A 20,323-nucleotide genomic window follows, 5' to 3' on the forward strand; every position below is an offset into this window, starting at 1 on the left:
CAACAGAACGGGCCCCGACTCCGTCAGCGGCCCACCACGAAAGATCGAGGCTAGGCACGTCCCGTCTTCGGGTGACTTCATCGTCAGGTCCAACATAACCACCCTCTTGACACCGGGATCGCCGAGGGCTGGCTGGCGTTCGAAGTCCTGCCGCTTGCGGATCGGCGGCACGTGCCAGCCGCTGTTCCTCGCGACTTCGGAGAGAGCGCCCGCCACCCGCTCTACCCCTGTGGCCGGCGTTCCCGTGATCATCCGGGCCACGTTGCCGCGATCCGCAAGCAGCACGTCGGCTACCTGCGCCGCGGTCAGCGGGCAGGGAAGGTTGGTGGTGGCCGAGTGGTGGCGCAGTTCGAGGGCCTCCTGGTGCCGCCCGGCGTCACTGAGGGAGAGGGCGAGGTTGTTACGGGCGGCGAGTTCCCGATAGGTCGTGATTCGGTCAATATGCTGAGGCGTCCTCTGGGTGGTGATGGGCAAGTATGAGGGCTCGTGGTGAGGAAATCCGCAGTGAATGATCCCATAGGGTCAGAAGTTACTGCCGGGTCGTGAGCGAGGGGCACCTCCGCGATTCTCGCCATCCCGTGTGGATCAGGTGGCATCCGCGGCTTCGAGGATGTCTAGTAACGCCATGAACGATCACAGGGGCGATCGGAAGGTATGGGCCGACGAAGGGCTCACGCGCAGGCTCAAGGCCCTGGCCTGCACGGCGCCCTTGCATGACCTCGACATGCGCAAGGCGAAACTGCCATGGCTGGACGGTGCTCAGTACCAGATGGCAGAGGTGGCTTTGCAGATCATCGATCACGTGGCCATTGCGATGGACTACGACACAGGAGCGAATCACGAACAGGTTCTGCTCAGGGCCGGGGGTTTTGTCGGCTGGCAGGCGCCTGAGCGCCCGGCCGATGAGCACATACGGGTCGCCGGATGGGTGCTCGACTCCCTGATCAACGTTCGGGAGACGGGGAGAGGCTTCCGCCGCTTTTACGGAGAAGCGGACGGTGCGGGCGCATACGCGTTGAGGAAGTGGGACTTCAAGCTGATTGAAGAGCGTTCGGACAGCAACGGGGACCTGTATCTGCGTGCTTCCAACGAGGCGTTGAACGTGCTGGTCGGTGCGTTGGACACAGATGTGGAATCGGCTCAGATCGCCGCCGAAGTGAGGTTGCGCAACCTGATCGGCAGGGGGCGGTTGGCCGACGCGAAGGCCGTAGCCGAGCAGGCCCGTATCCGCACCATTCAGTACGCGGAGATCATCCGGGCCCACCTCGATGCCACGAGCCGGAATGTGTCGACGGTCGACTGGACGGACGAGATACCGGACCTCCTCAACGAGGCTCTTGACCACGTCGACCACCGTCTTGAGGCAGAGTCCGCGATCTCTCGGTCCGTTTCCACCGAGCGTGATCAGTCCGAGGACCCGGTCCGTAGGAGACAGGCCGCCGACCTCGTCGACATCGTGGAGGACTGCATTCGTCGGCACACCCGGCTGCAGACCCGTTTGCGCGGCGCTCGCACGCTCTTCCTCGACGAACAGGACCGTCAACAGTTCTCCGGCACCGCCCGCAGAGCTCCGGTGGACGTGTACGGCGACCTCCTTCAACCGGTTCTCGGGCTCACGCTGGTCGATGCCTCCCGCCCAGTGCGGTCCTTCTACGAGCAGTCCGTGGGGCCGACAGGGGACGACCAGTTCTGTTTGGCCACGCTGGTTCCCGCGTTGCTCGCTCCGTCACCCGAACGAGCCCGGTTCACAGGCGAGGAGGAGGAGCCGGAGCTCGTCCCGGTCGTGGAAGTGCGCGGGTACACCGACGAGCAGCAGCGCGTGGCTGAGTCCCTGCTCGATCTGGCCGACAAGGCGCGGCCGCTGTCCGTGTTGCTGGAGGAAGCCGCCGCTCTCGATCCGGAGCTTCCCGACCTACTGGTCTTGTTGGCGTTGCGGGCTTTCAGCCCGCAACTGGGGGCGGCGTTGAGTGAGGGAGCCGACCGCGTCCTGCTCGCCGTATCGGCAGGGGCTCCCTTGGACAGTCAAGGGTTCGAGGGCGACGACCTGTTGTTGACGTCTGCGGCGTTTGATCGAGCGGCTCTGGACGCCGACCGTCTGGAGAAGAACAGCGGACGATCATGAACATCGAGACCATCGCCGACGACGCGGAGGCCGCGGGCAGGCTCATCGGCTACGGCTTCAGACCCAAGGTCCGACCCGTGCGCGACAGTGCCTACGCGGCACTCGTGAAGCGCTACGCCGAGGATCCGGACTTCGAGACGCTCGTCACCCGGTACGCGGCGGGGATGGGGCTGAGGGTCATCGCGGTCAACACGCGTGCCGGCATGGTGCACACCGCGTTGCCGGGATCGGCCTTCGAGACTCGGATGGACCAGTACGCCCGGCAGGTGCGGATGCGGGAGAGCCGTGAGGCCGAACGCATTATGTATGGCATCACGCACCTGGCTGTCGCGGCCCTGGCCTTCCCCCGGCCCGAGGACTTGGCCGATGACGGCTATCAGGGCAAGGTCCGGGTGTCGTCCATCGACAGGCTCGTGCGATCGGTGTGCCGGGTGCTGGCGGAACGCGTCGCCGAGAGCGAGGAGTCGCAGGATCCACCGGCCGATGCCCTGGAATTGGAGAGAGCCTGGCGGGCGTACGAGCGTCGGCCCGAAGTCGCCCCCACCAAAGCCGGACGATCAGGGGCATCAGCCACCCGCACCCTCATTGGCCGGGCTCTCGCGCACCTTGTCGACCGTGGAATGTTCTACCAGGGCAAAGCCGACTCCGAGGACGGGGAGAAGATCTTCCTCGCCACCCACCGCTACCAGGTTCATGTGCGTGAACTCGCCAGTACACGCGCCTACGGGGAACTAGCTGAACTTGGGGTGCTGCCTCCCACCACTGGGACCGGGACGCTCCGCACCACCAGTGCCGAGACGCTGTACGACTAGGAGAACCGTATCCATGTACGAGCTGTCCCGTGTCCGGTTGAGAACAGTCGGACCGGCCGGTGCCCGCTTCCACGACGTCACTCTGGACCTCAGTGGCGCGGGACGCCCAGTAGGCGCTGAGCAAGGAGCCCTCTTCGACACCGCCGCCACGACCCACCGGCCCTCGCCCGCCAGCCTGATTCTGCTGGAGAACGGGGGTGGCAAGTCTGTTCTGCTCAAGCTCGTCTTCTCCGTCGTCCTTCCCGGACGTCGTCACACCGTGGGCACGACCAATACGCGCGTCGTGGAGAAATTCGTCATGCCAAAGGACGTCTCCCACATCGTTCTGGAGTGGATGAACCCGCTCACCGGTGAACTGCTGCTCACCGGCAAGGTGCTGGCGTGGCGTAACCAAGTCGCCTCCGAAGTCTCCGACAACCTGCGCGAACGCTGGTACTGCCTGCGGCCGAGTGACGAGATCAACCTTGGCACCCTCCCTATGGCGGTCGGCACGAAGTCGTGCACCCTGGATACATACCGGGACGAGCTCCAGGAGGCGTACGCGGCCGACCAGAGCCTGGCCCTGTACTGGACACGGCATCAGGGCGACTGGACGAATCGGCTGCAGCTGCTCGAGCTCGACCCCGAACTCTTCCGCTATCAGCGGGAGATGAATGTCGACGAAGGTGAAGCGGCGAACTGGCTCAAGCTTGATTCGGACGTGAAGTTCGTCGATTTCCTGCTGCGGGCGATCGTCAAGTCCGATGAGATGGACGCTCTGGCGGCGCTGGTCACCGAACATGTGGAGCGGCTCGCCGGCCGTGGGTTGCTTCTCACTGAGCGGGAGTTCGTCGCAGGCGCGCTCGATCTCCTGGGTCCGATCGCTCAACAGGCTGGAACTGCCCGGCAGTCGCGGCGTCGAGCGGAGCAGGCCGCTCGTGACGTCGCGGAACTGGGCGGACGGCTTCGAGTACGTGCGCGAAACGAGCATGACGCAGTGCTTGGGCGGCGAGCAAAGCTAGTCAAGTCGCAAGAGGAACTTGATGAGCTGACTCGTGCCGCCGAACGTGCCAAGGCTATCGTCGCTGAACTGAGGCGTCACTTAGCCGACTTGAAGTACCAGGGGGCTCAGCGGGAGCTGACGGCGAGGGAGAAGGCACTGTCCCGGGCGCGGGCCCTTGTTGAAGCGTGGCGAGAAACTTCGACCGTGCATGAGTACGACGACAGTATCGCCCAGGTCAAGGCGTTGACCGATCTCATCGGCGCCGAGGAGGAGAAGGCGCGTCCCGCACTGGAAGAGCGCGACGTCGCGGCCCGCCGCCTGGCGCGCAGCCTGTGGGCGACGGCTGACGAGGCTGCCCAGACCGCCTCCGACGAGCTGAAGCAGGTCTCGGTGCGGGAGAAGGAGAAGAGCGCGGCACAAGAGCGTGCCCGCGCGGCGCACCGGGACGCTACGAAGGCCGAAGGCGAGGCCGCCAGATTCGATCAGCTGATCACGCGTCTGCGTGAGGACGTCGAGGCTGCTGTCGCCGACGGTCTGCTGCACGACGCTGCCGCGCTGCCCCGGACCATGGAGACCGTTCAGGAAGAACGCGACAACACAGCCCAGCGCGTCACAGACCTGGAACGAGAATGGTCGGAACTCGCAGACCGAGAGGCCCTCGCGCAGGACGAGTTGCGGAAGGCCGAGTCGGAGGCGGGCGACCTGCGTGGGCGTCGTGAACAGCTCTCCGTCCGCCTGGACGAGGCCCGGACACAAACAGCGCGCTGGGAGACGAACCCCCGGCTCGTGGCGCTCCTCGACGTGCTGGACATCGACCTCGAACGCGATGTCGCCTCGCTCCTGGAGGCATTGAACACCGCACGCCGTGAGGCCGAACGCGAACGGACCGAGCTGCGGGTCGCCGAGTCCATCGACGAACAGGCACGCCTCGCCTTGGCTGCGGGCGACCTCCTGCCGCCCGCCCAAGTGGTCTCCGACGCCTGTAAGGCTCTTGAGGACGCCAAAGTGGTCGCGGTCCCGGGATGGCGCTACCTCGCAGCCATCCCCGATACTGACCGGCGACGAGACATCGTGGAGCGACTGCCGCATCTGGCCGCGGGTATCCTCCTCCACGATCCTGACGACATCGACCGGGCTCGGGACGTACTCACGGCACTGCGTCCCCAACCGACTGTCTTCGTGTCGGTTGCGACAACCAGGACCTTCACCGACCCCGAGGCCGAACTGACGGACGGCGTCGAGGTGGTGATCCCGCCCCACCCCGCCCTTTACGACGTGGACGCGGCGGCCGCCGAGCACGAGGCGATCGACGCCCGGCACGCCGTACGCAGCGCCCGGGGCGAAGAGCTGTCGGCCCGCATCGAGGAGGACGGCAACCTGACCTACGCTCTCACGGACTGGCGGACGCGCTACCCCGAAGGCAGCATTCCCGCGCTGACGGAAAAACACGCTGGCGTGGTGCGCGAGCTCACAGCCGCCGATGCGAGGGTGACCGAACGCGAGGAAGTGCTTGAGACGCTCCAGGAGCGGCGGCAGAAAATCAAGGAGGAGCTGCCGCCTCTGCGTGAGACTCGGGACTCGCTCGCCAAACGGCTCGAACGTCTCAAAGAACTCGCCGACCGTAACGGCCACCTGCCGGAATGGATGGAGCAGGCTTCGTCAGAGAAGGAGAGGATGCGGGAGCGCCAGGAAGCCGCCGGGAAGGCGGAGGATGAGGTCACCGAGCTGCAGAAGCTCGTCACAGAGCATCAACGCAGAGCCGACGAGTACCAACGCACCGTGCGTTTCGTCAACGACGAACGGGCCAAACTGCCCGGGAGCGAGGACGTGCGCCGTTCCGATCCCGTTCCCGAACTCTCCACAGCCTTGCTGCGGAGCACCTACGACCAGGCCGCGGCACGCTATCTCCGTGTTCAGGTCGGGAGCGACCTGTTGGAAGAGCGTGAGCGAGCCAACGAACGGGCCGCCAAAGCGAAGCAGGGCTACTACAAGCTCTCCGAGGAACTCCGCGGCAGGGCGGCCGCACTACTGAAGAGCCCCGAGGGCTCCGACGAAGCGGCACGGGCGACGGCTCTGGAGAGCGCGGACCAGGCGGTGCGGGAAGCCGAGACCGTTGCACGCAAGGCGGCAGTGGCCGCGTCCCGCTGTGCCGACGAACTGACAGCCGCCGAAGGTCGCGTGACGACCCCGGTGAAGCTTCCCGAATACCCGGCCGATATCGAGTCCTGCGCCGCGGCCGTCGAGGAAGCCAGTCGACAGCAGACGTTGAGCGCTGGTAAGGCGGCGGACCAACAGGAAGTGCACATCGGGCTCGGACATCAACTGGAGGGTGCCGAGGCATCGGCCAAAGCCTTCCAGTTCATCGCCGACGGATTCACCAAGGACGTGGCCGAGGGCGACGACGAGACCGCCGACATCGCGCCCTACGAAGGGGACGCGGACGCTGCCCAGGACCTTGCCACCCGGCTGGCCAAGGAACGTAGGACACGCGAAACGAATGCCCACACCGACGAACAGACCCTACGGACGGCAACGGAGAGGCTCACACACCACGCCGGCGCGGAGGAGTTCAAAGACCTGCACGTTCGCGTGCAGACACAGATTCGTATCGCGGGTTGGGAAACGGTGGCGGCCCGTGCCACGGAGTGGTCCGACGCTCTCAGGCCGCGCCTGCGCGCCCTGAACGAGGAGATCGACCAGACGGAGCGGCACCGCACATTGATCGTGCGGAACCTCAAAGCACAGGTCGACAAAGCGTTGGCCCTGTTGCGCCAGGCACAGCGGATGTCGCGGCTGCCGGCGAGCCTGGACGACTGGGCCGCTCAGGAATTCCTCCGCTTCCGCTTCACCCCTGCACAGGACGACACCGCGCACCTGCACATCGGGGAGGTCATCGACGAGGCGGCGAAGGGCCATACTGCGGACGGTCGGTCTGTGCGCAGGGACGGGATGTCGTTGCTGCTCGCCGGTGTGAGGGCAGCGGTGCCCAGGGGGTTCCGGATCGACATGCTCAAGCCCGACGCCGTGTTGCGCAACGAGCGCATCAAAGTCTCCGAGATCAAGGATGTTTTCTCCGGCGGGCAGCACCTTACGGCGGCCATCCTCCTGTACTGCACCATGGCCGCCCTGCGGGCGAGCAACCGGGGGAGGGAGAGGGACACGCACTCCGGTGTCCTGTTCCTCGACAACCCGATCGGCCGGGCCAACGCGGACTATCTGCTCGCCCTCCAACGCAAGGTCGCCGAGGCACTGGGCGTGCAACTCATCTACACCACAGGGCTGTCCGACGACGGCACTCTGAAACGCTTCCCTCTCATCCTGAGGTTGCGCAACGACGCCGATCTCCGGGCAGGGCGCAAGTACCTGACCGTGACCGAGCGGGTCCAGGAGGCGCTCGACGAGTTGGCAGAGCCGGACGGCACGGGCAACGTCACCACCACCAGAGTCTTCAAGCGAGAGACGGAGGACGGACACACCCGTGAAGCACAGGCAGAGTGAGTTCATCCGGCACCTGAGAGCCGGTGCCACCGAGGCGGGCTGGAACGGCGCACGCAGGACGCGCGTCGTGCTGGACGACATCTGGATCGCATTCCGAAAGGTGAACAACCGCAATCCGGACGGCGAATTCGAACCCCTGCTCATGTCGAGGCTGTTGGACGAACTCGAAGAGCAAGGTCTGATCGAGCAGATGAAACAACGCACCCGGGACAAAGTGTCCCTGCCTCTCAAGATCTGGCTCTGCGTAACTGCACCCCCGCGACCCCCCGCGCCGCCCATGCCGCATTGGCACCCCGATCTCTACCGGCTCGCCCGGCAGTGGCCGACGGCTACCTCGAAGCAGCGCTCCGCGTACGTCGCTGTCAACCATTGGCTGATGAGCGATCCGGACCTTTTCCCTGTGCCGCTCCGGGAGCGGGCTCTTGAGATCTTCGGAACGTACGGGAGCGAAGCGGATTTTCCCATGCCGGAAAAGACCTTCGACACCCTGCGCTCGGGGCCGATCTTCGGCGACTCCGACCGGCTGCACACGACACTGCGTACGTTCACGACGCACCCGCCGCTGCTGACAGAGACGTTCCTGACCGAAATCGGGGACGGCTACTACCAACGTGTCGGCGGCGGAGACATCCTGCTCGTGGTCGAGAACTCGGCCACCTGGTGGTCTCTCGTGCATAGTCTCCCCGACAACCACCGGCTGGGGTACGTCGCCTGGGGGCTTGGCGGCACATTCCGTGCATCGGTCAACACGCTCGCGGCCAAGCACCGCATCGCGGAGATCCGCTACTTCGGCGACCTCGATCTCAGTGGGATCCGCATCCCGTGCGCGGCATCCAAGATGGCCAGCGAGCGGGGGCTTCCCACGGTCCAGCCCACAGAGCAACTTTACGGCGCGCTACTGGCGCTCGGACGCCCAAGAGGTGCGAAGGAGAAGGCCATCGATGCGGGGGAGGCTCGTGCTCTGGTCGAGTGGATGCCTGCGGCGCACCGGGCGAAGGCGGTCGGCCTCTTGGTCGCCGGTCAGCGCCTGGCACAGGAGTGGGTCGGCTACCAGTACCTGACCCGGAACACGGCTTGGCACGCCGACCTCGTTTGATCAGGTCCGGACCCACCTCTGGGCTGAGGCGAGGGGGGACAGGCTCAGGTAGTCGGGCTGGTCGGCGATGGCGAGGACCGCGTCCGCCGCCCGGCACGACGACAAGGGCGGCTGGGCGGCCGACCGTGAGAAACGCGGCTCGGTGACCGTGACCTCATGTGCCTGAGTCCGACGCCTGTGGCGAAACCGGGCCGAACGGCCGACGTGGTCCATCGTGGCCGGCCAAACTGGCCATCCGGCAGGGGCTCACGGGTGCCGCAAAGACTTCGCCGTCGACCTGTGCCGCCGGGACGGATGTACCGAAGTTTGCCGGGTTGGGGGCTCGCACGACGATGGCGCGGATGCCTCGGTGTGTCTCCCAGACGGCCGGAGCTTGCTCGCGCTGGTCAGTCCGGCCTGACGGGTGAGTCGGCCCAGTCGTTCGGTAACTACAAGCGGACAGTCGTCATTCCGAAGGCGAGGGTGGCCAAAGGGTAGCCGATGAGGCCAAAAATCAGGATAAACAGTGCGATGGCGAGCAGGGAGGCTGCGAGGTGGCGGCGTACCTCGCCGGCTCGGCGTGCGAGGAAGAAGCGGAGTGTACGGCCGGGGCTCATCGTTGTGCCCCGTCGCGACTCGGGCGCGAAAGGCATCTGACCGTGGCGAAGGGCCAGGGGGCATGGGTGGCGACCTCGAAGCACGCGGGTCCTTGAGCGAGGCGGAGGAGGACGCCGAGGAGGAGCTTGTGGGAGATGGCGAGGACGGAGCCTTGGCGCTGTTCGGTGAGGGCGCGTAGATAGTCGGCGCAGTGGCCGGCGCGGGTGTGGAGGGTGGTGAGCGACTCGCCGTCTTCGTAGGCGAGGTGGGGGTGCGTGGCTCGGTGGGTTCGCCACGTCCGGTAGCCGGGTGGGTAGGTGTGAGGGGTGTGGCCTTGGACGGCCGTGGGGGCGCGCCATTCGGCCAGGAGGTCGGTGGTGGCGAGGATCGGGAGGCCGGTGAGGTGGTGGAGAGCTTCGGCGGTCTGGCGGGCTCGGAGGAGTGGGCTGGTGATGATGCCCGTGATGCCGTCGGGGACGGGGAGGGCTTCGCGGATCTGGTCGTGGCCCTCGGGGGTGAGGGCGGCGTTGGGTGGGGCGTGGTAGCCGGGGCGGTGGCCTTCGTAGGCGGCGTGGCGCATGAGCCAGATGTCAGCCAAGGATCCAGCCTCCGTCCACGCGCAGGGTCTGGCCGGTAATGAACCCGGCGTCGTCGGCGGCGAGGAAGGCGACGGCGGCGGCGATGTCGTCGGGAGTTCCGCGACGCTGGATGCACTGGCGGGCGAGTTGGCGGCTGGTCATGGCGACGGGGTCGTCGACGACGGCCTTCTCGGCGGGTACCTGGATGGAGCCGGGCGCCACGCAGTTGGCGGTGATGCCGGAGGGGCCGAGTTCTCGGGCCAGGGCGCGGGTGAGTCCTTCAAGGCCGGCCTTGGAGCTGATGTATCCGGCGAGTTCGTGGCGGCCCGCGCTGGCCAGGACGGAGCCGATGGTGATGACGCGGCCGTGGTTTCGGGCGGTCATGGTGGGGGTGAGGGCTCGGGCGAGGAGGTAGTGGCTTGTGAGGTTGATGTTGAGTGCTTCGTGCCAGTCGGTGGGGGTCATGGTCGGCCAGGGGACGCGTGGGTAGGCGCCGGCGTTGCTGATCAGAATGTCGATCGGGCCGAGGCGGGATGTGGCGCGGTGGCAGAGATCGTCGACGGCGTCGGTGTCACGCAGGTCCGCTTCGAGGGCGATGGCGGTTCCGCCGTGGGTGGTGATGTGGGCGGTGAGGGTTTCGGCGGCCCGGTGGTCGTTGAGGTGGGTGAGTGCGATGGCCGCGCCATGTGCGGCGATGCGGCGGGAGAGGGCTGAGCCGATGCCGCCCGTCGCGCCGGTGATCAGGGCGGTCCGTCCGGTCAGCGGGCCGGGCATGCTGCCTCCGGGGTGAGGAAGAAGGATTCCGGGGAGAAGGCGCGGCTCATGACTTCCGCGAGTCGGGAGATGAGGATGAGCCGGTCTGCGGGGGCGAGGTCGCCGAGGTTGTAGACGGCGAGGATGCGCATGGCCAGGTAGGGGCGCAGAACCTCGGCGAGGTTCGTGTCGGGCCAGAGCTGTGCGGCGACGGGCTGGACGAGCTGGTGCCAGTAGGTGGCTGCCGCGAGTCGGCGGGGCGGGGAGAGCCGTGGGGTGTACGAGACGGTGATTGTGCGGTGGGCGGCGTCGATGTGGGCCTGGCGCAGTTCCGGGGTGTTGGAGGGCAGGCGGGCGAAAGTGGCGGGGTGGTCGGCGAAGGCCGCCGGGTTGTACGTGGGGACGAGCCAGCAGCCGAGGGCGGTGGTGTACCAGAGGTAGTTGGCGAACTCGCCGGCGATGCTGTTCAGGCCGCCTGTGTCGAGGTCCAGCCAGGCGAGGGGGTGAGCGAGGTTGACGTCGGTGGGGTCCCCCTGGGTGATGGCTGCCCAGACCGGGTCGTTGGAGCGGAAGTGTCGCTTCAGGTCGGTGAGCGTCGCGGTCCAGTCGAGGTGCAGCTCGTCGCCGTTGATGTGCAGGGTGTGGCGGGCGAGTTGGGACAAGGGCAGGTGGGTGGTCCCGTCGCTGAGGAGCGGGTCCGCGTCCGCGTAGTAGTGGTCGAGGCGTCCCCTGGGGGCGGCGCGGTCCCAGTAGAGCTTGCGGATGATGTGGGCCGGGTTCGCCTGGCGCGCCGTGTCGAGGATGACGCGTCTGTAGTGACTGGTGAGGTCGTTGAGGTAGCGCCTGAGGTCGGGGGTGGACTGCTCGGTGTTGAGGAGATCGAGGAAGAGACCCTGGTCGCGTGCTGCCGGGAGCCGTTCGTAGACCAGGAGGTAGCCGCCCGGGACGCGCAGGTGGGCGTGGAGCTCGGGGACGCGGTAGTGAGCGGAGACGCGGCGGTGACCTCGGATCTCTTCGCGGGCCTCGGCGGGGTGGCGGGTGTACTTCAGCAGGAGCTGGCGGCCCGCGGCGTTCACGGGGAGCAGCAGGTTGCGGGTGAAGCGCCGGAGGGGACCGATGGACCAGCAGCGCCCGGCGGAGGGCGTCATCAGCAGCCTCCGGAGAGGAGTTCGGCGCAGATGCCGGCCAGCCACGCCGGGGGTACGGCGGCGAGATGGCTGTCGTCATCGGCGGGGGCGAGGGCGTCGCGTACGGGGCAGAGGTCGCCTTGGTGCATCTGGTGGGCGAAGGCGGTGCTCACGGCGTGGTGGTGGGGCAGGCCGGTGTTCCACTTGCTGTGGCTGTGGCGGGCGTGCAGGCCGATGACGTGCGGTCCCTCGCCGTTCTCACGACGGGACAGGGCAGCGAGGTGGGTGAGGCCGGTGTCGTTTCCCATGACGAGGGAGTAGTAGGGGAACAGGTCGGCGAGGTCATCGACCGGGATGCCCTCCAGGCGGAGGGTCTGGAGCTGCCCCGTTCCGTCGGCGGCGGTGATGCGGGGCCCGCTCGTATGGTGTCCGCCGATGAGGAAGAGCCGGACCTGGGTGCCGAGCATCTCGGAAAGAACTCGGGTTACCTCGATGTAGCGCTCTGCGGTGTAGTCCTTGATGTCGGGTCGGCTGGTGGCCGTGATGGCGGCCAGGGTGACGCCCTCCAGCCAGCCGGTCGCCCGGAGGCGCCGCACCAGCCAGTTCGGCCTCGCCACCAACTGCGGAGCGAAAGGCGGGTCCGGCGGCAGGCGGATGCCGAGGCGGCGTTCGAGCGCCAGGTAGTAGCGGTCGGGGAGCGCGGTGTGGGCGACACCGTCCGCAGACCAACAGGGCGGTGCCGCTGGATCACACACCAGGCTGGTCGCCGCTTCGGCGCCTCGGGCTGCGATGCCCGCCCGGTCGCCTATGAGAAGGCGAAAGCCTTTGGGCGACGTGGAGGGCACGGTTTGGGTGACGAGACTCGTGCGGCGCACGAGGACGGCGTGGGGGCCCGAGGCGTGGACGCTTACGGGTGAAGTGTCCACCCGGCGAGCGAGCCAGTCCAATGCGGCTCGGGCGGTGGACAGGGCGAGCAGGCTGTCACCGAGCTTGCCATGGAAGGCCAGTTCCACGGTGGTGGCGTGGCTGAGGCCCTCGACGAGCGCGTTGGATGCGGGGAGGGGCAGCGGGGTGCCAACGGCGAGAGACGCGCGGTCGTAGCCCAGTGGGGTGCGGTGCACCTCCTGCGCGCGCGTCACGTGGGTTCCGGGACAGAAGTGGGCCGTTGGCGTTGCGGAGGTCACCGTGAGGCTCCGACGTGAGCGAGGGAGACGAGCGGGAGGCCGAGTTCAGTGAGGCGGGCTCGACCGCCGCGCTCGGTGTCCTCGACGAGGCAGGCGGCGCCGACGGGGATGGCTCCCGCTTCGCGGAGCCGGATGGTGAGGTTGGCGAGCGTCCAGCCGGTGGTGATTTCGTCGTCGACGAGCAGGATGCGCTGACCGGGAGCGATGCCGTAGGCGAAGACGTCGGTGCGCGTGGCATGCGGTTCGGTGAAGCGCACCTCGCCGCCCAGGGGAAGGTGGAGCTTCCACGCGATCTTGTACGGCAGCTCAGCGGCTGTGGCCAGTGAGACGGTGGGCAGGATGCCGCCGGCGTCCAGGCCCAGCAGGAAGTCGATGCCGTCTTGGAGTTCGGGCATTTCGCTGCGGGCACGCTGCCACAGCTCGCCGCCGGCGGCGGCGAGCGCTGCGGGGCGGACGGCCTCCTCCACGCCGTCAAGCGAGTGGATGACGCGTTCGGGGCGGCTGGAGGGACCGACACTGAGACGTTCGATGATCCGGGCGGTGAACCGTGGTGGCGTGGCCAGGGTTTCGGGCATGGTGAGGCTCCTGTCGGCGGTTTGCTGAAGGGAATGTGGTGGGGCCTGGCGGAGCGTGGATCAGGCGGCTACGTCGTGCGCGTACCAGGCGAGGAGGCGGTCGGTCGCCACGATGATCGAGGGCAGGGCCACATGCGCCTTGTCCTCGCGCCAGGCGGCGGCGACTTCCGCGAGCGGGGGCACGTCCAGTCTCGGGAAGCCGGGCAGTGTGGCGGACGCGGCGAGGATCCGGTCGGCGCCCGCGAGCCAGTCGCCGTGTTCGCGCAGGAGGAGTCGGCAGGCCAGAACGATGTGTTTGTACAACTGCCGGAGCTTGTCCGGCTGGGCGTCAGTGCGCAGGCGGCGCAGGGTCAGGATGACCTGCGGCAGCTCGTGGACTGCGGCGAGGGCCAGGTCGTGCCGGCTGATGCAGGGTAGTTCCAGATCAGGGGCGGCGTGGAGGACGGGACTTCCCTCCTGAAGCTGGTACAGGGCGAAGGCGACGCGTGGTGTGACGCGCCTGGCGCTCAGTTCGGATGCCGTGGCCAGGGTGAGTCCGACGGACGCCGCGTTGTTCAGGGTCTCCCGGTAGTGGGCGATCGCGGCTGTCACGGCGTCGGTCGCCTCGGGGGCGGCCACGACGAGCAGGTCTAGATCGGACCAGCCGACGATCCAGGCATGCTCCCCCGGGCTGCCGGTGAGGGCGACAAGACCGACTGCGGGGCTGCGCAGTCGCAGGGTGTCGACAAGGTCGGCGGTCGCGCCGGCGACGGCCGCCGACAGGCCCAGACCGTAGGGCGTTACCGTACGAAAGCCAGTAATTCCGCTGGGACTGGCGATGCGCCGGAGCTGGGCGCGCAGCGCGATGACGCTGCCGGAGTTGTCGATGACGTGGTCGGCGAAGGCGGCGACGCGGTGGGCTCCCCGGCTCATCTTGATCTCGTCCTTCGCGGCCACGGCCTGAGCCGACGTGCCCGAGCGTCGTACCCGCTCGGCAAAGTCGGCGTCCAGGTACACGATGCGGAGACGGTCGCCCATGAGCTGCTTGAGTTCGGCGATGGAGGCGTCGTCGTGGACCGACTCGATGGTGAACAGCCGCTGGTCGGCGTGCCCTTCGGCGAAGCGGTTCAGCTCGTCGAGGAGCAGTTCGGCCTGGCGGCGGGCGGAGAGCGCGTAGGGGTCGGCCAGGCCGTGACGCTGTGCGGCTTGGCGGAAGAGGTAGCCAATCTTGAGTCGCTGGGCTCCGCAGGTGTGCTGGAGGAATGCCGCGCTCGTGCTCTTGCCGCACTCGCTCAATCCGCCGAAGGCGATGACCCGTTCGAGGCGAGGGCTCGGCGTGACTTCCGTCGTGCCGGCGTCGGGACGGCCGTACAGCTTGTGGCGGGCGGCTGAGGGCAGCCGTACGCGTCCCGCGCGTACGTCTTTCACCAGGGCGTCGATGGCTGTGCACAGCTCGGTGCGCTGGCCTAGGAGCACTGGCGTACGTCGGCGGGCCAGGTCGTCGTGCCGCGCGGAGCGTTCGTTGTGCCAGATGCGCAGGGTCAGTACCGAGAGGCGGTCCATGGTGGAGGCCAGCGTCTCTGTGTGCGGGGGTGCGTTGAGGTGCGGTGTCGGCGCGAGAGCGACGAGGATGTCGTCGGCTCGTTCGGCCAGGGCGTTCCGCTCGGCGTTGAGCTGGTCGATCTCCCGCTTGAGGTCCGCCACTCGTGGCGCGGAGAGGCCGGTGTCGCGCACCTGGTCCTCGGCGTCCCACAAACGACCGTTGACCGTGTGCAGTCTGGTGACGGCGTCGTCGAGACGTCGCTGATCCTTCTCGCTCAGCGAGGCCATTGATCGCACAAGGCCGGGCGGGAGCACCAGCGGAGGCGCGTGATCGGGGCGCTTCACGGACTCTTCCTTTCCGCGTGCGGTGAGGACGGAAGGTAGGAGACAAGGTGGCCGGCCACCTCCGCGTGGACATCGGCGGCCGACCGACCCTCAGACAGGACGACCACGGGGTACATCTCGAGCTCGCTCTGGAGCAGGAGGACTTGGTGCAAGAGACGTTGGTAGGCGGGATACACACCGGTCCAGGGACGGTTCTCCCGCGCGCTGGTGATCGCATAGCTGCGGTCCGAGTCAAGAGATGGCAGCAGGAGCACCGAGGTCTCGTCCGGAGACGGCTCCTCGGCGAGCGCCGTCACACGCTCCAGCGCCGCCGGTACGGACAGGTCGTCCTTCAGCGCGCATGTGGCGGCGGCGACAGCCAGCAGCATCGGTCTGCCACGGTCCAACAAGCCTGTGCGCTCAGCCGCTTTGGCAGCGGCACGCTTGGTGTGGCCGGAGATCAGCATGCGCGTCAGCTCGGTGGTCGTTGATGTCTCGAACCACCACCGTGCGTAGCCCTCGCCCGCCACCCGCTGCCAGGTCCCGGGGTCGTGGTCGTGTACCGAGCCCAATGCCTGGAAGCGCGGCGACCTCTCGGCGAGCCGACGAAGCTGGGTGGTCTTGCCGACGTTGTCCGGCCCGTTGAGGCTGATGTACTCGGGCAGTCCGTCCACGTCGTCAGTCCTTGCGGATCGGGGTGTCCAGGACGGAGCGGATCGCCTCGGTGTTCTCCGCCGCGAAGTCCGCCAGAGCCGGGGGCATCAGCTCGATGCTCCGAATGGCCTCCGCGGTGAAGGGGATGCGCACCACCGCGTAACTCCCGCGCTCCGGCTTGGAGAACTCCGTGCCCGTGCGCGCCGTCAGGTCCATGGATTCCAGGCGGGCGGCGAAGACGTGCTGGACGCCGAGTCCGCCTTCCAACCGGTCGGTCACAAGATGGACCAGCTCGGCCCTCCCCACTGTTCCACCGAGCTCCTCGAAGACCTCCCGTCGCAGGGCGTCCTCAACGCTCACGTCGTCGTCCTCGACGCCGCCACCGACGGTCACCCAGTACGGGTCACGTCCGGGGCGGGTGCGCTTGATGAGGACGAGTTCCTCCCCGTCGAGGAGGATCGCTCGGGCGCTGCGCTTGATGATGTCGGTCATTCTTGGCCTCCTTGCCGCCTCAGCAGGGCTCTCACTCCGGGTGAGGGTCCGCTTTCTCGCCGTGCTGGTCCAGCATGGGTCATGCCGCGCGCCGGGAGGATGTCCGGCCGCCGCACCAACGCTGTACCGCCGCCGAACTGGCGCGGATAGGCTGGGTGGTTCGGCTCGCGATCGGGCAGGGGGACCGGTGATGGTGACGGTGCGGCGATGGACGGGGCGCGAAGCGCGGCTGCTCCGCGAGGCGCTGCGGATGACCTTGCGGGACTTCGCGTCGTATCTGGGCGTCAGCGATCGCGCCGTGTCCAAGTGGGAAGCCGGAGCGGAGACTTACGTGCCCCGCTCCGAGTCCCAGGCCTTGCTGGACACCGCCCTGGCGCGCTCGTCGGACGACGTGCGGGCTCGCTTCGCCGCCGCGTTCGAAGACCCTGCGGATGTCCCTGGGGCGACGGCTTCTGACGAACTGATCCTGGACTCGCACAAGTTCATCCCGGCGTTCATCGGTGCCGACAGCGCGCAGGCGGTTATGGCCGACCATGGGCCGGGGTCGGCCGATTCGTGGCTGGAGACGACGTCGCTGCGCGTCGAACACCCCGACGCCGGCTCCTGCACGCTCCATATCGCGGGTTGCGGCACGGCGCTCTTCCACATCGTGCAGGAGCGGCGCCCGGAGTCCCTTACGGAGCTGGCGGTTTGGCGTTACCGCAGCTATGCGTCGGACCTGCCCTGGGCCGCCCGGACGCTGTGCGAGCTCCTGGGGAACGACCTACGACGCCCGCCCCCCGAGTACGTGCTCTCCCTCTACTGGCTCCGCTCCATCCCCTGGGCAGACCGCGAACTGCACACCGCGCTGCGCCTGTTGTCGACGCCGTCCGTTCTGGTGGACCGGGGAGCGCCGGGCGGGCCGACCGGCCTGGACGAGTCCGTCGAAAAGACGTTGCTCACCTCGGGGTTCGACCATCCGGACGTGGTGCCCTTCGGCGTCCGGGGCGTCTCCACCGGGTACGCGGGCTGGTCCGGCGTGGCCTATGCGGCTCAGGCGCCGGAACGTGCTCTCACCATCGATGAACTCGTCTCCTGCGAGGTGACCGTGCAGACTCTGTGGTGCTACTCCCGCCACATCCAGAAGCTGATCGAAGACGGCCGGGACCCTGCCGTGCCGCACCGGTACGGCTGGCGGTTCCTACGTGCCGCGTACTCTCGGCTTACAACGGCGCGTCCTCAAGAGACGGCGCAGCACTGTTTGATGCGGGAGGCGATCGTGAAGACCAGCGGGCTGGCCGAACGGCTGCGGGAAGCGCAGCATGCTCTGCGCGAGACCACTGTCTGAGCGGCGCGACAAGGTGCCCAGAATCCAGGCGGAGACCGCAGCGCTCGTCGTGGTCGATGTGCAGAACGGCTTCGTGAACGAACACAGCGGGCATGTCGTCCCGGCCGTCGTGAACCTCGTGCGCGAGTGGATCGCCGTGCGCCGACCCGTGGTCTTCACCCGCTACCACAACTACCCGGACAGCCCCTACGAGCGTTTTTTCTCCTGGACCCGCCTGCAGGGCTCACCGGAAACCGACTTGGTCCCCGAACTGGCCGAACTTGCCGAAGCCGCCCACCCGGTCATCGACAAGACGGGCTACTCCTTCCTCAACCCACAGGGGGAAGAACTGGTCGTCAAGGAGGGCTGGACGGACCTGGTCTTCTGCGGGATCGCGACTGAGAGCTGCGTGCTGAAGTCCGCCGCCGACGCGTTCGAGCGTGGTCTCGCGCCCTGGATCGTCACCGACGCCTGCGCCAGTGACGCCGGACCTGCTGTCCACGACGCCGGGCTGCTTGTCGCCCGCCGCCTCATCGGCCGTGGCCAGCTCATCACATCCGACGCCCTTCTGACCCCCGACCAGGAGAATCCGTGTTGACCCCGGACCTGCTGATCATCGGTGGCGGCCCGGCCGGCTGCGCCGCCGCTCTCACCGCGGCGGGTGTCGGCATGCGTTCCGTCCTGATCGAGCGAGACGCGGTCCTGTGCCGGAAGCTGTACAGCATCCCGGCCCTGAACAACGTGCTCGGCGGCTTCCGCACGGGTCCGGACCTCGCCACCGCCATCACCGCTGACCTCGCCGCGAACGCTCTGTGCCAGGTCCGCACGGGCCTTGACGTCACCGCGATCGCCCCGGGCGATGAGGAGGTCACCGTCACGCTGAATGACGGCACTCGGCTCACCGCTCCCCACGCCGTGCTGGCCACCGGTGTTGGCCCACTCCAGCCCCCTGGTGCGGACTGGATCGAAGCCCCGGCCGGTCTCCGGTTGCCTCCGCTGTGGGAAGCCGACCCGGCCGAGGCCACGGGCTGCACCTGGTTGATCGTCGGCGCCGACCGCCCCCTGGGGACGTTCCTGCGCGCCCACCCCGACCTCGACATCACGCTCTTGGTCCCCCACCCCGCCACCGACGCCTACAAGGCGGAAGAAGTCGCCGCTGACCCTCGCGTCACCCTGCTCCCCACACCACGCCTGGCCCTGACCAGCGCACTGACCGCCGAACCCGGCGGACTGCGCGGTGATGCCGCCTTCACCAACATCGGCAGCACCCCGGCCGCGCCCGCCGGCGCGGTCCGGGACGCGGACGGCTACTGCCCGCCCGACCTCCAGCACCCGCGCCTGATCGTCGCCGGAGACCTGCGCTCCGCCCAGTACCAGCGGATCATGACGGCCAGCGGTTCGGGCGCCGAAGCCGCCCTGTGCGCCTACTACGCCGCCCGCGGCGTCTCAGGTGCCGGCGTCAGGCCGAGCAGTCCCGCCAGACGCCCGACGTAGCCGGGGTCGCCGTCGGCATGCACGGTGGTGATGCCCAGCGCGGTGGCCGGCGGGAGGTTGACCGCCTGATCGTCCACGAAGACGCACTCCTCGCCGCTCAGGCCCATGCGCTCCAACGTCAGCCGGTAGATCTCCGGATCCGGCTTGGCGATTCCCGCTCGCTCCGATATCACCGCGACATCGAACCGCTCCCGTACGCCGATGTGTGCGTTACGGGGCGAGGTGCGTACGGCGGTGAACGGCGGTGTCCGTCAACGCACTGGACAAAGACCAGGACAACGAACGATGCCAAGCGCACCAGCATGAGTGCGTGCCTACCACGCTCCAGTGGATCCGCGATCCTGCACTCTCTACCTGCGCCTCCACGGAGCCGCGCTTATAGGCTGTAAGCATGTCTGACTCCACTCAGCCACCCGAAGAGACACCGGACCCGAGCGAGGGTGAAGGGGAACCCCTCTCCGGTTGGGGAAGGTTCGCCGCTGGCGTGACAGGCTTGGCGCTCTCTGGAGCCGGGACTGTTGCTGTTTTCGTAACGAAGAACCAGGCTGGCTCCGTAGCATTGGTATTAGGTGGAATTGTATTCCTATTGATGCTCATCAGTGGTAATCCTCTTTTGAGTCTGGGGCATGGTGACACTCAGATGCGGTTCGCGAACAGACGTAGGCGCGTAATTCAGGAGGCAGAAGAAGCGCCCCCTCGTGAAGCCCGTAGCGCACTGGAGGCGCTCAGCACGATCGATCCGCTAGCGTCACGGGATGCCGCCTTTATTCGAACGTCGGCCAGAGTTCATGAGCGGCTCATGTATGCTGAACTCTTGCGTCTTTTTCCGGAGTTCTCGGTTAATGAGGGAAGGCTTGACGGTCCCATTCATCCTGACATTACCGTTGTGACGCCGGACCGGTATGCGATCTTTATTGAATCGAAGACGCTGCAGGGCCCAGTGTCGACAACGGTGGTCCATCAGCTGACCGGAATGGCGGCGGCAAGCGTTATGGGCGGCCTTCTGGTGTCGAATCAGAAACTCTCGCGAGGCGCGGAGGGATTGTTGCTCCGGGCGCGAGAAAGCGGGAATAAGGTTTCTTTTGTGCAGTGGCGTGATGAAAATGATAGTGGCGCCCTTAAGGGTGCGGTAATTGGTCTGCTGCGCGAGGTTGGCTACGGCTCATCAAACGGACAGTGAGGTTTTCTCAGCGAAATGATCTTCGCGAAGCGGGTTGATCTGGGCATGT

Annotated in this window: 17 protein-coding genes and 1 pseudogene; 8 read left to right on the plus strand and 10 right to left on the minus strand. The window is 67.4% G+C overall.

Translation table 11 applies throughout. The features are described 5' to 3' along the window. Positions 1–474, minus strand: a 474-nt coding sequence (locus tag DEH69_RS15375) for a hypothetical protein (RefSeq protein ID WP_147255602.1), incomplete at its 3' end; no start/stop codon positions are given. 151 nt (positions 475–625) lie between these two features. Here DEH69_RS15375 and DEH69_RS15380 point away from each other — a divergent pair. The 4 genes from DEH69_RS15380 to DEH69_RS15395 are packed head-to-tail and all read left to right on the plus strand — an operon-like array spanning position 626 to position 8,510. After that, the gene (locus DEH69_RS15380) at positions 626–2,122 is read left to right on the plus strand and encodes a hypothetical protein (protein WP_113687540.1); all 1,497 of its coding nucleotides are present in this window, start codon (positions 626–628) and stop codon (positions 2,120–2,122) included. Further along, complete coding sequence (locus tag DEH69_RS15385; RefSeq protein ID WP_113687541.1) at positions 2,119–2,934, plus strand: hypothetical protein; 816 nt, start codon at positions 2,119–2,121, stop codon at positions 2,932–2,934. Before DEH69_RS15380 ends, DEH69_RS15385 begins: the two co-directional genes overlap by 4 nt. 13 nt (positions 2,935–2,947) lie before the next feature. Continuing rightward, entirely contained in the window at positions 2,948–7,414 is a 4,467-nt protein-coding gene (locus tag DEH69_RS15390) for a hypothetical protein (protein ID WP_113687542.1), read from the plus strand. Next, complete coding sequence (locus DEH69_RS15395) at positions 7,395–8,510, plus strand: hypothetical protein (RefSeq protein WP_113687543.1); 1,116 nt, start codon at positions 7,395–7,397, stop codon at positions 8,508–8,510. Before DEH69_RS15390 ends, DEH69_RS15395 begins: the two co-directional genes overlap by 20 nt. A 592-nt stretch (positions 8,511–9,102) precedes the next feature. On the opposite strand, the gene DEH69_RS15410 is transcribed toward DEH69_RS15395, so the two are convergent. From DEH69_RS15410 to DEH69_RS15445, 8 genes are read right to left on the minus strand one after another with little or no spacing between them, the layout of a single operon-like run. Next, positions 9,103–9,684: a histidine phosphatase family protein gene (locus DEH69_RS15410; protein WP_113687545.1), complete on the minus strand. Its 582-nt coding sequence runs from the start codon at positions 9,682–9,684 to the stop codon at positions 9,103–9,105. After that, positions 9,677–10,438, minus strand: coding sequence for an SDR family NAD(P)-dependent oxidoreductase (locus tag DEH69_RS15415; protein WP_113687546.1), 762 nt, complete (start codon positions 10,436–10,438; stop codon positions 9,677–9,679). The genes DEH69_RS15410 and DEH69_RS15415 overlap by 8 nt, the downstream gene beginning before the upstream one ends. Next, on the minus strand, positions 10,423–11,565 hold the full coding sequence (locus DEH69_RS15420; protein WP_113687547.1) for a hypothetical protein: 1,143 nt from the start codon (positions 11,563–11,565) through the stop codon (positions 10,423–10,425). The genes DEH69_RS15415 and DEH69_RS15420 overlap by 16 nt, the downstream gene beginning before the upstream one ends. After that, positions 11,565–12,683, minus strand: a complete 1,119-nt coding sequence (locus DEH69_RS15425; protein WP_258534688.1) for a glycosyltransferase family 9 protein — start codon at positions 12,681–12,683, stop codon at positions 11,565–11,567. Before DEH69_RS15425 ends, DEH69_RS15420 begins: the two co-directional genes overlap by 1 nt. A 41-nt stretch (positions 12,684–12,724) precedes the next feature. Continuing rightward, positions 12,725–13,303 (minus strand): phosphoribosyltransferase, encoded by a 579-nt coding sequence (locus tag DEH69_RS15430; RefSeq protein ID WP_113687549.1) that lies wholly within the window; start codon positions 13,301–13,303, stop codon positions 12,725–12,727. Between the two features lie 60 nt (positions 13,304–13,363). Continuing rightward, entirely contained in the window at positions 13,364–15,139 is a 1,776-nt protein-coding gene (locus tag DEH69_RS15435) for a DUF4254 domain-containing protein (RefSeq protein WP_258534689.1), read from the minus strand. A gap of 26 nt (positions 15,140–15,165) precedes the next feature. Then, the gene (locus DEH69_RS15440; RefSeq protein WP_113687550.1) at positions 15,166–15,822 is read right to left on the minus strand and encodes a hypothetical protein; all 657 of its coding nucleotides are present in this window, start codon (positions 15,820–15,822) and stop codon (positions 15,166–15,168) included. 4 nt (positions 15,823–15,826) lie between these two features. After that, positions 15,827–16,294, minus strand: a complete 468-nt coding sequence (locus tag DEH69_RS15445) for an NUDIX domain-containing protein (protein WP_113687551.1) — start codon at positions 16,292–16,294, stop codon at positions 15,827–15,829. Between the two features lie 190 nt (positions 16,295–16,484). Here DEH69_RS15445 and DEH69_RS15450 point away from each other — a divergent pair, with 190 nt between their 5' ends. Genes DEH69_RS15450 through DEH69_RS15460 form a run of 3 tightly spaced genes read left to right on the plus strand, consistent with a single transcriptional unit; the run spans position 16,485 to position 19,094 of the window. Beyond that, positions 16,485–17,621 (plus strand): DNA-binding transcriptional regulator, encoded by a 1,137-nt coding sequence (locus tag DEH69_RS15450; RefSeq protein WP_113687552.1) that lies wholly within the window; start codon positions 16,485–16,487, stop codon positions 17,619–17,621. 22 nt (positions 17,622–17,643) lie between these two features. Next, positions 17,644–18,198 (plus strand): cysteine hydrolase family protein, encoded by a 555-nt coding sequence (locus tag DEH69_RS15455; RefSeq protein WP_113687556.1) that lies wholly within the window; start codon positions 17,644–17,646, stop codon positions 18,196–18,198. Beyond that, entirely contained in the window at positions 18,195–19,094 is a 900-nt protein-coding gene (locus DEH69_RS15460) for an FAD-dependent oxidoreductase (RefSeq protein WP_258534690.1), read from the plus strand. The genes DEH69_RS15455 and DEH69_RS15460 overlap by 4 nt, the downstream gene beginning before the upstream one ends. Here the strand turns inward: DEH69_RS15460 and DEH69_RS15465 are convergent. Then, positions 19,028–19,303: pseudogene (locus DEH69_RS15465) on the minus strand (HAD-IA family hydrolase); the annotation flags it as partial. The gene DEH69_RS15460 and the pseudogene DEH69_RS15465 overlap by 67 nt on opposite strands. A gap of 182 nt (positions 19,304–19,485) precedes the next feature. Here DEH69_RS15465 and DEH69_RS31010 point away from each other — a divergent pair. Continuing rightward, complete coding sequence (locus tag DEH69_RS31010) at positions 19,486–20,274, plus strand: hypothetical protein (RefSeq protein ID WP_147255604.1); 789 nt, start codon at positions 19,486–19,488, stop codon at positions 20,272–20,274. The last annotated feature ends 49 nt before the right edge of the window (positions 20,275–20,323 follow it).

The organism is Streptomyces sp. PT12 (assembly GCF_003311645.1).
Classification (GTDB): Bacteria; Actinomycetota; Actinomycetes; order Streptomycetales; family Streptomycetaceae; genus Streptomyces.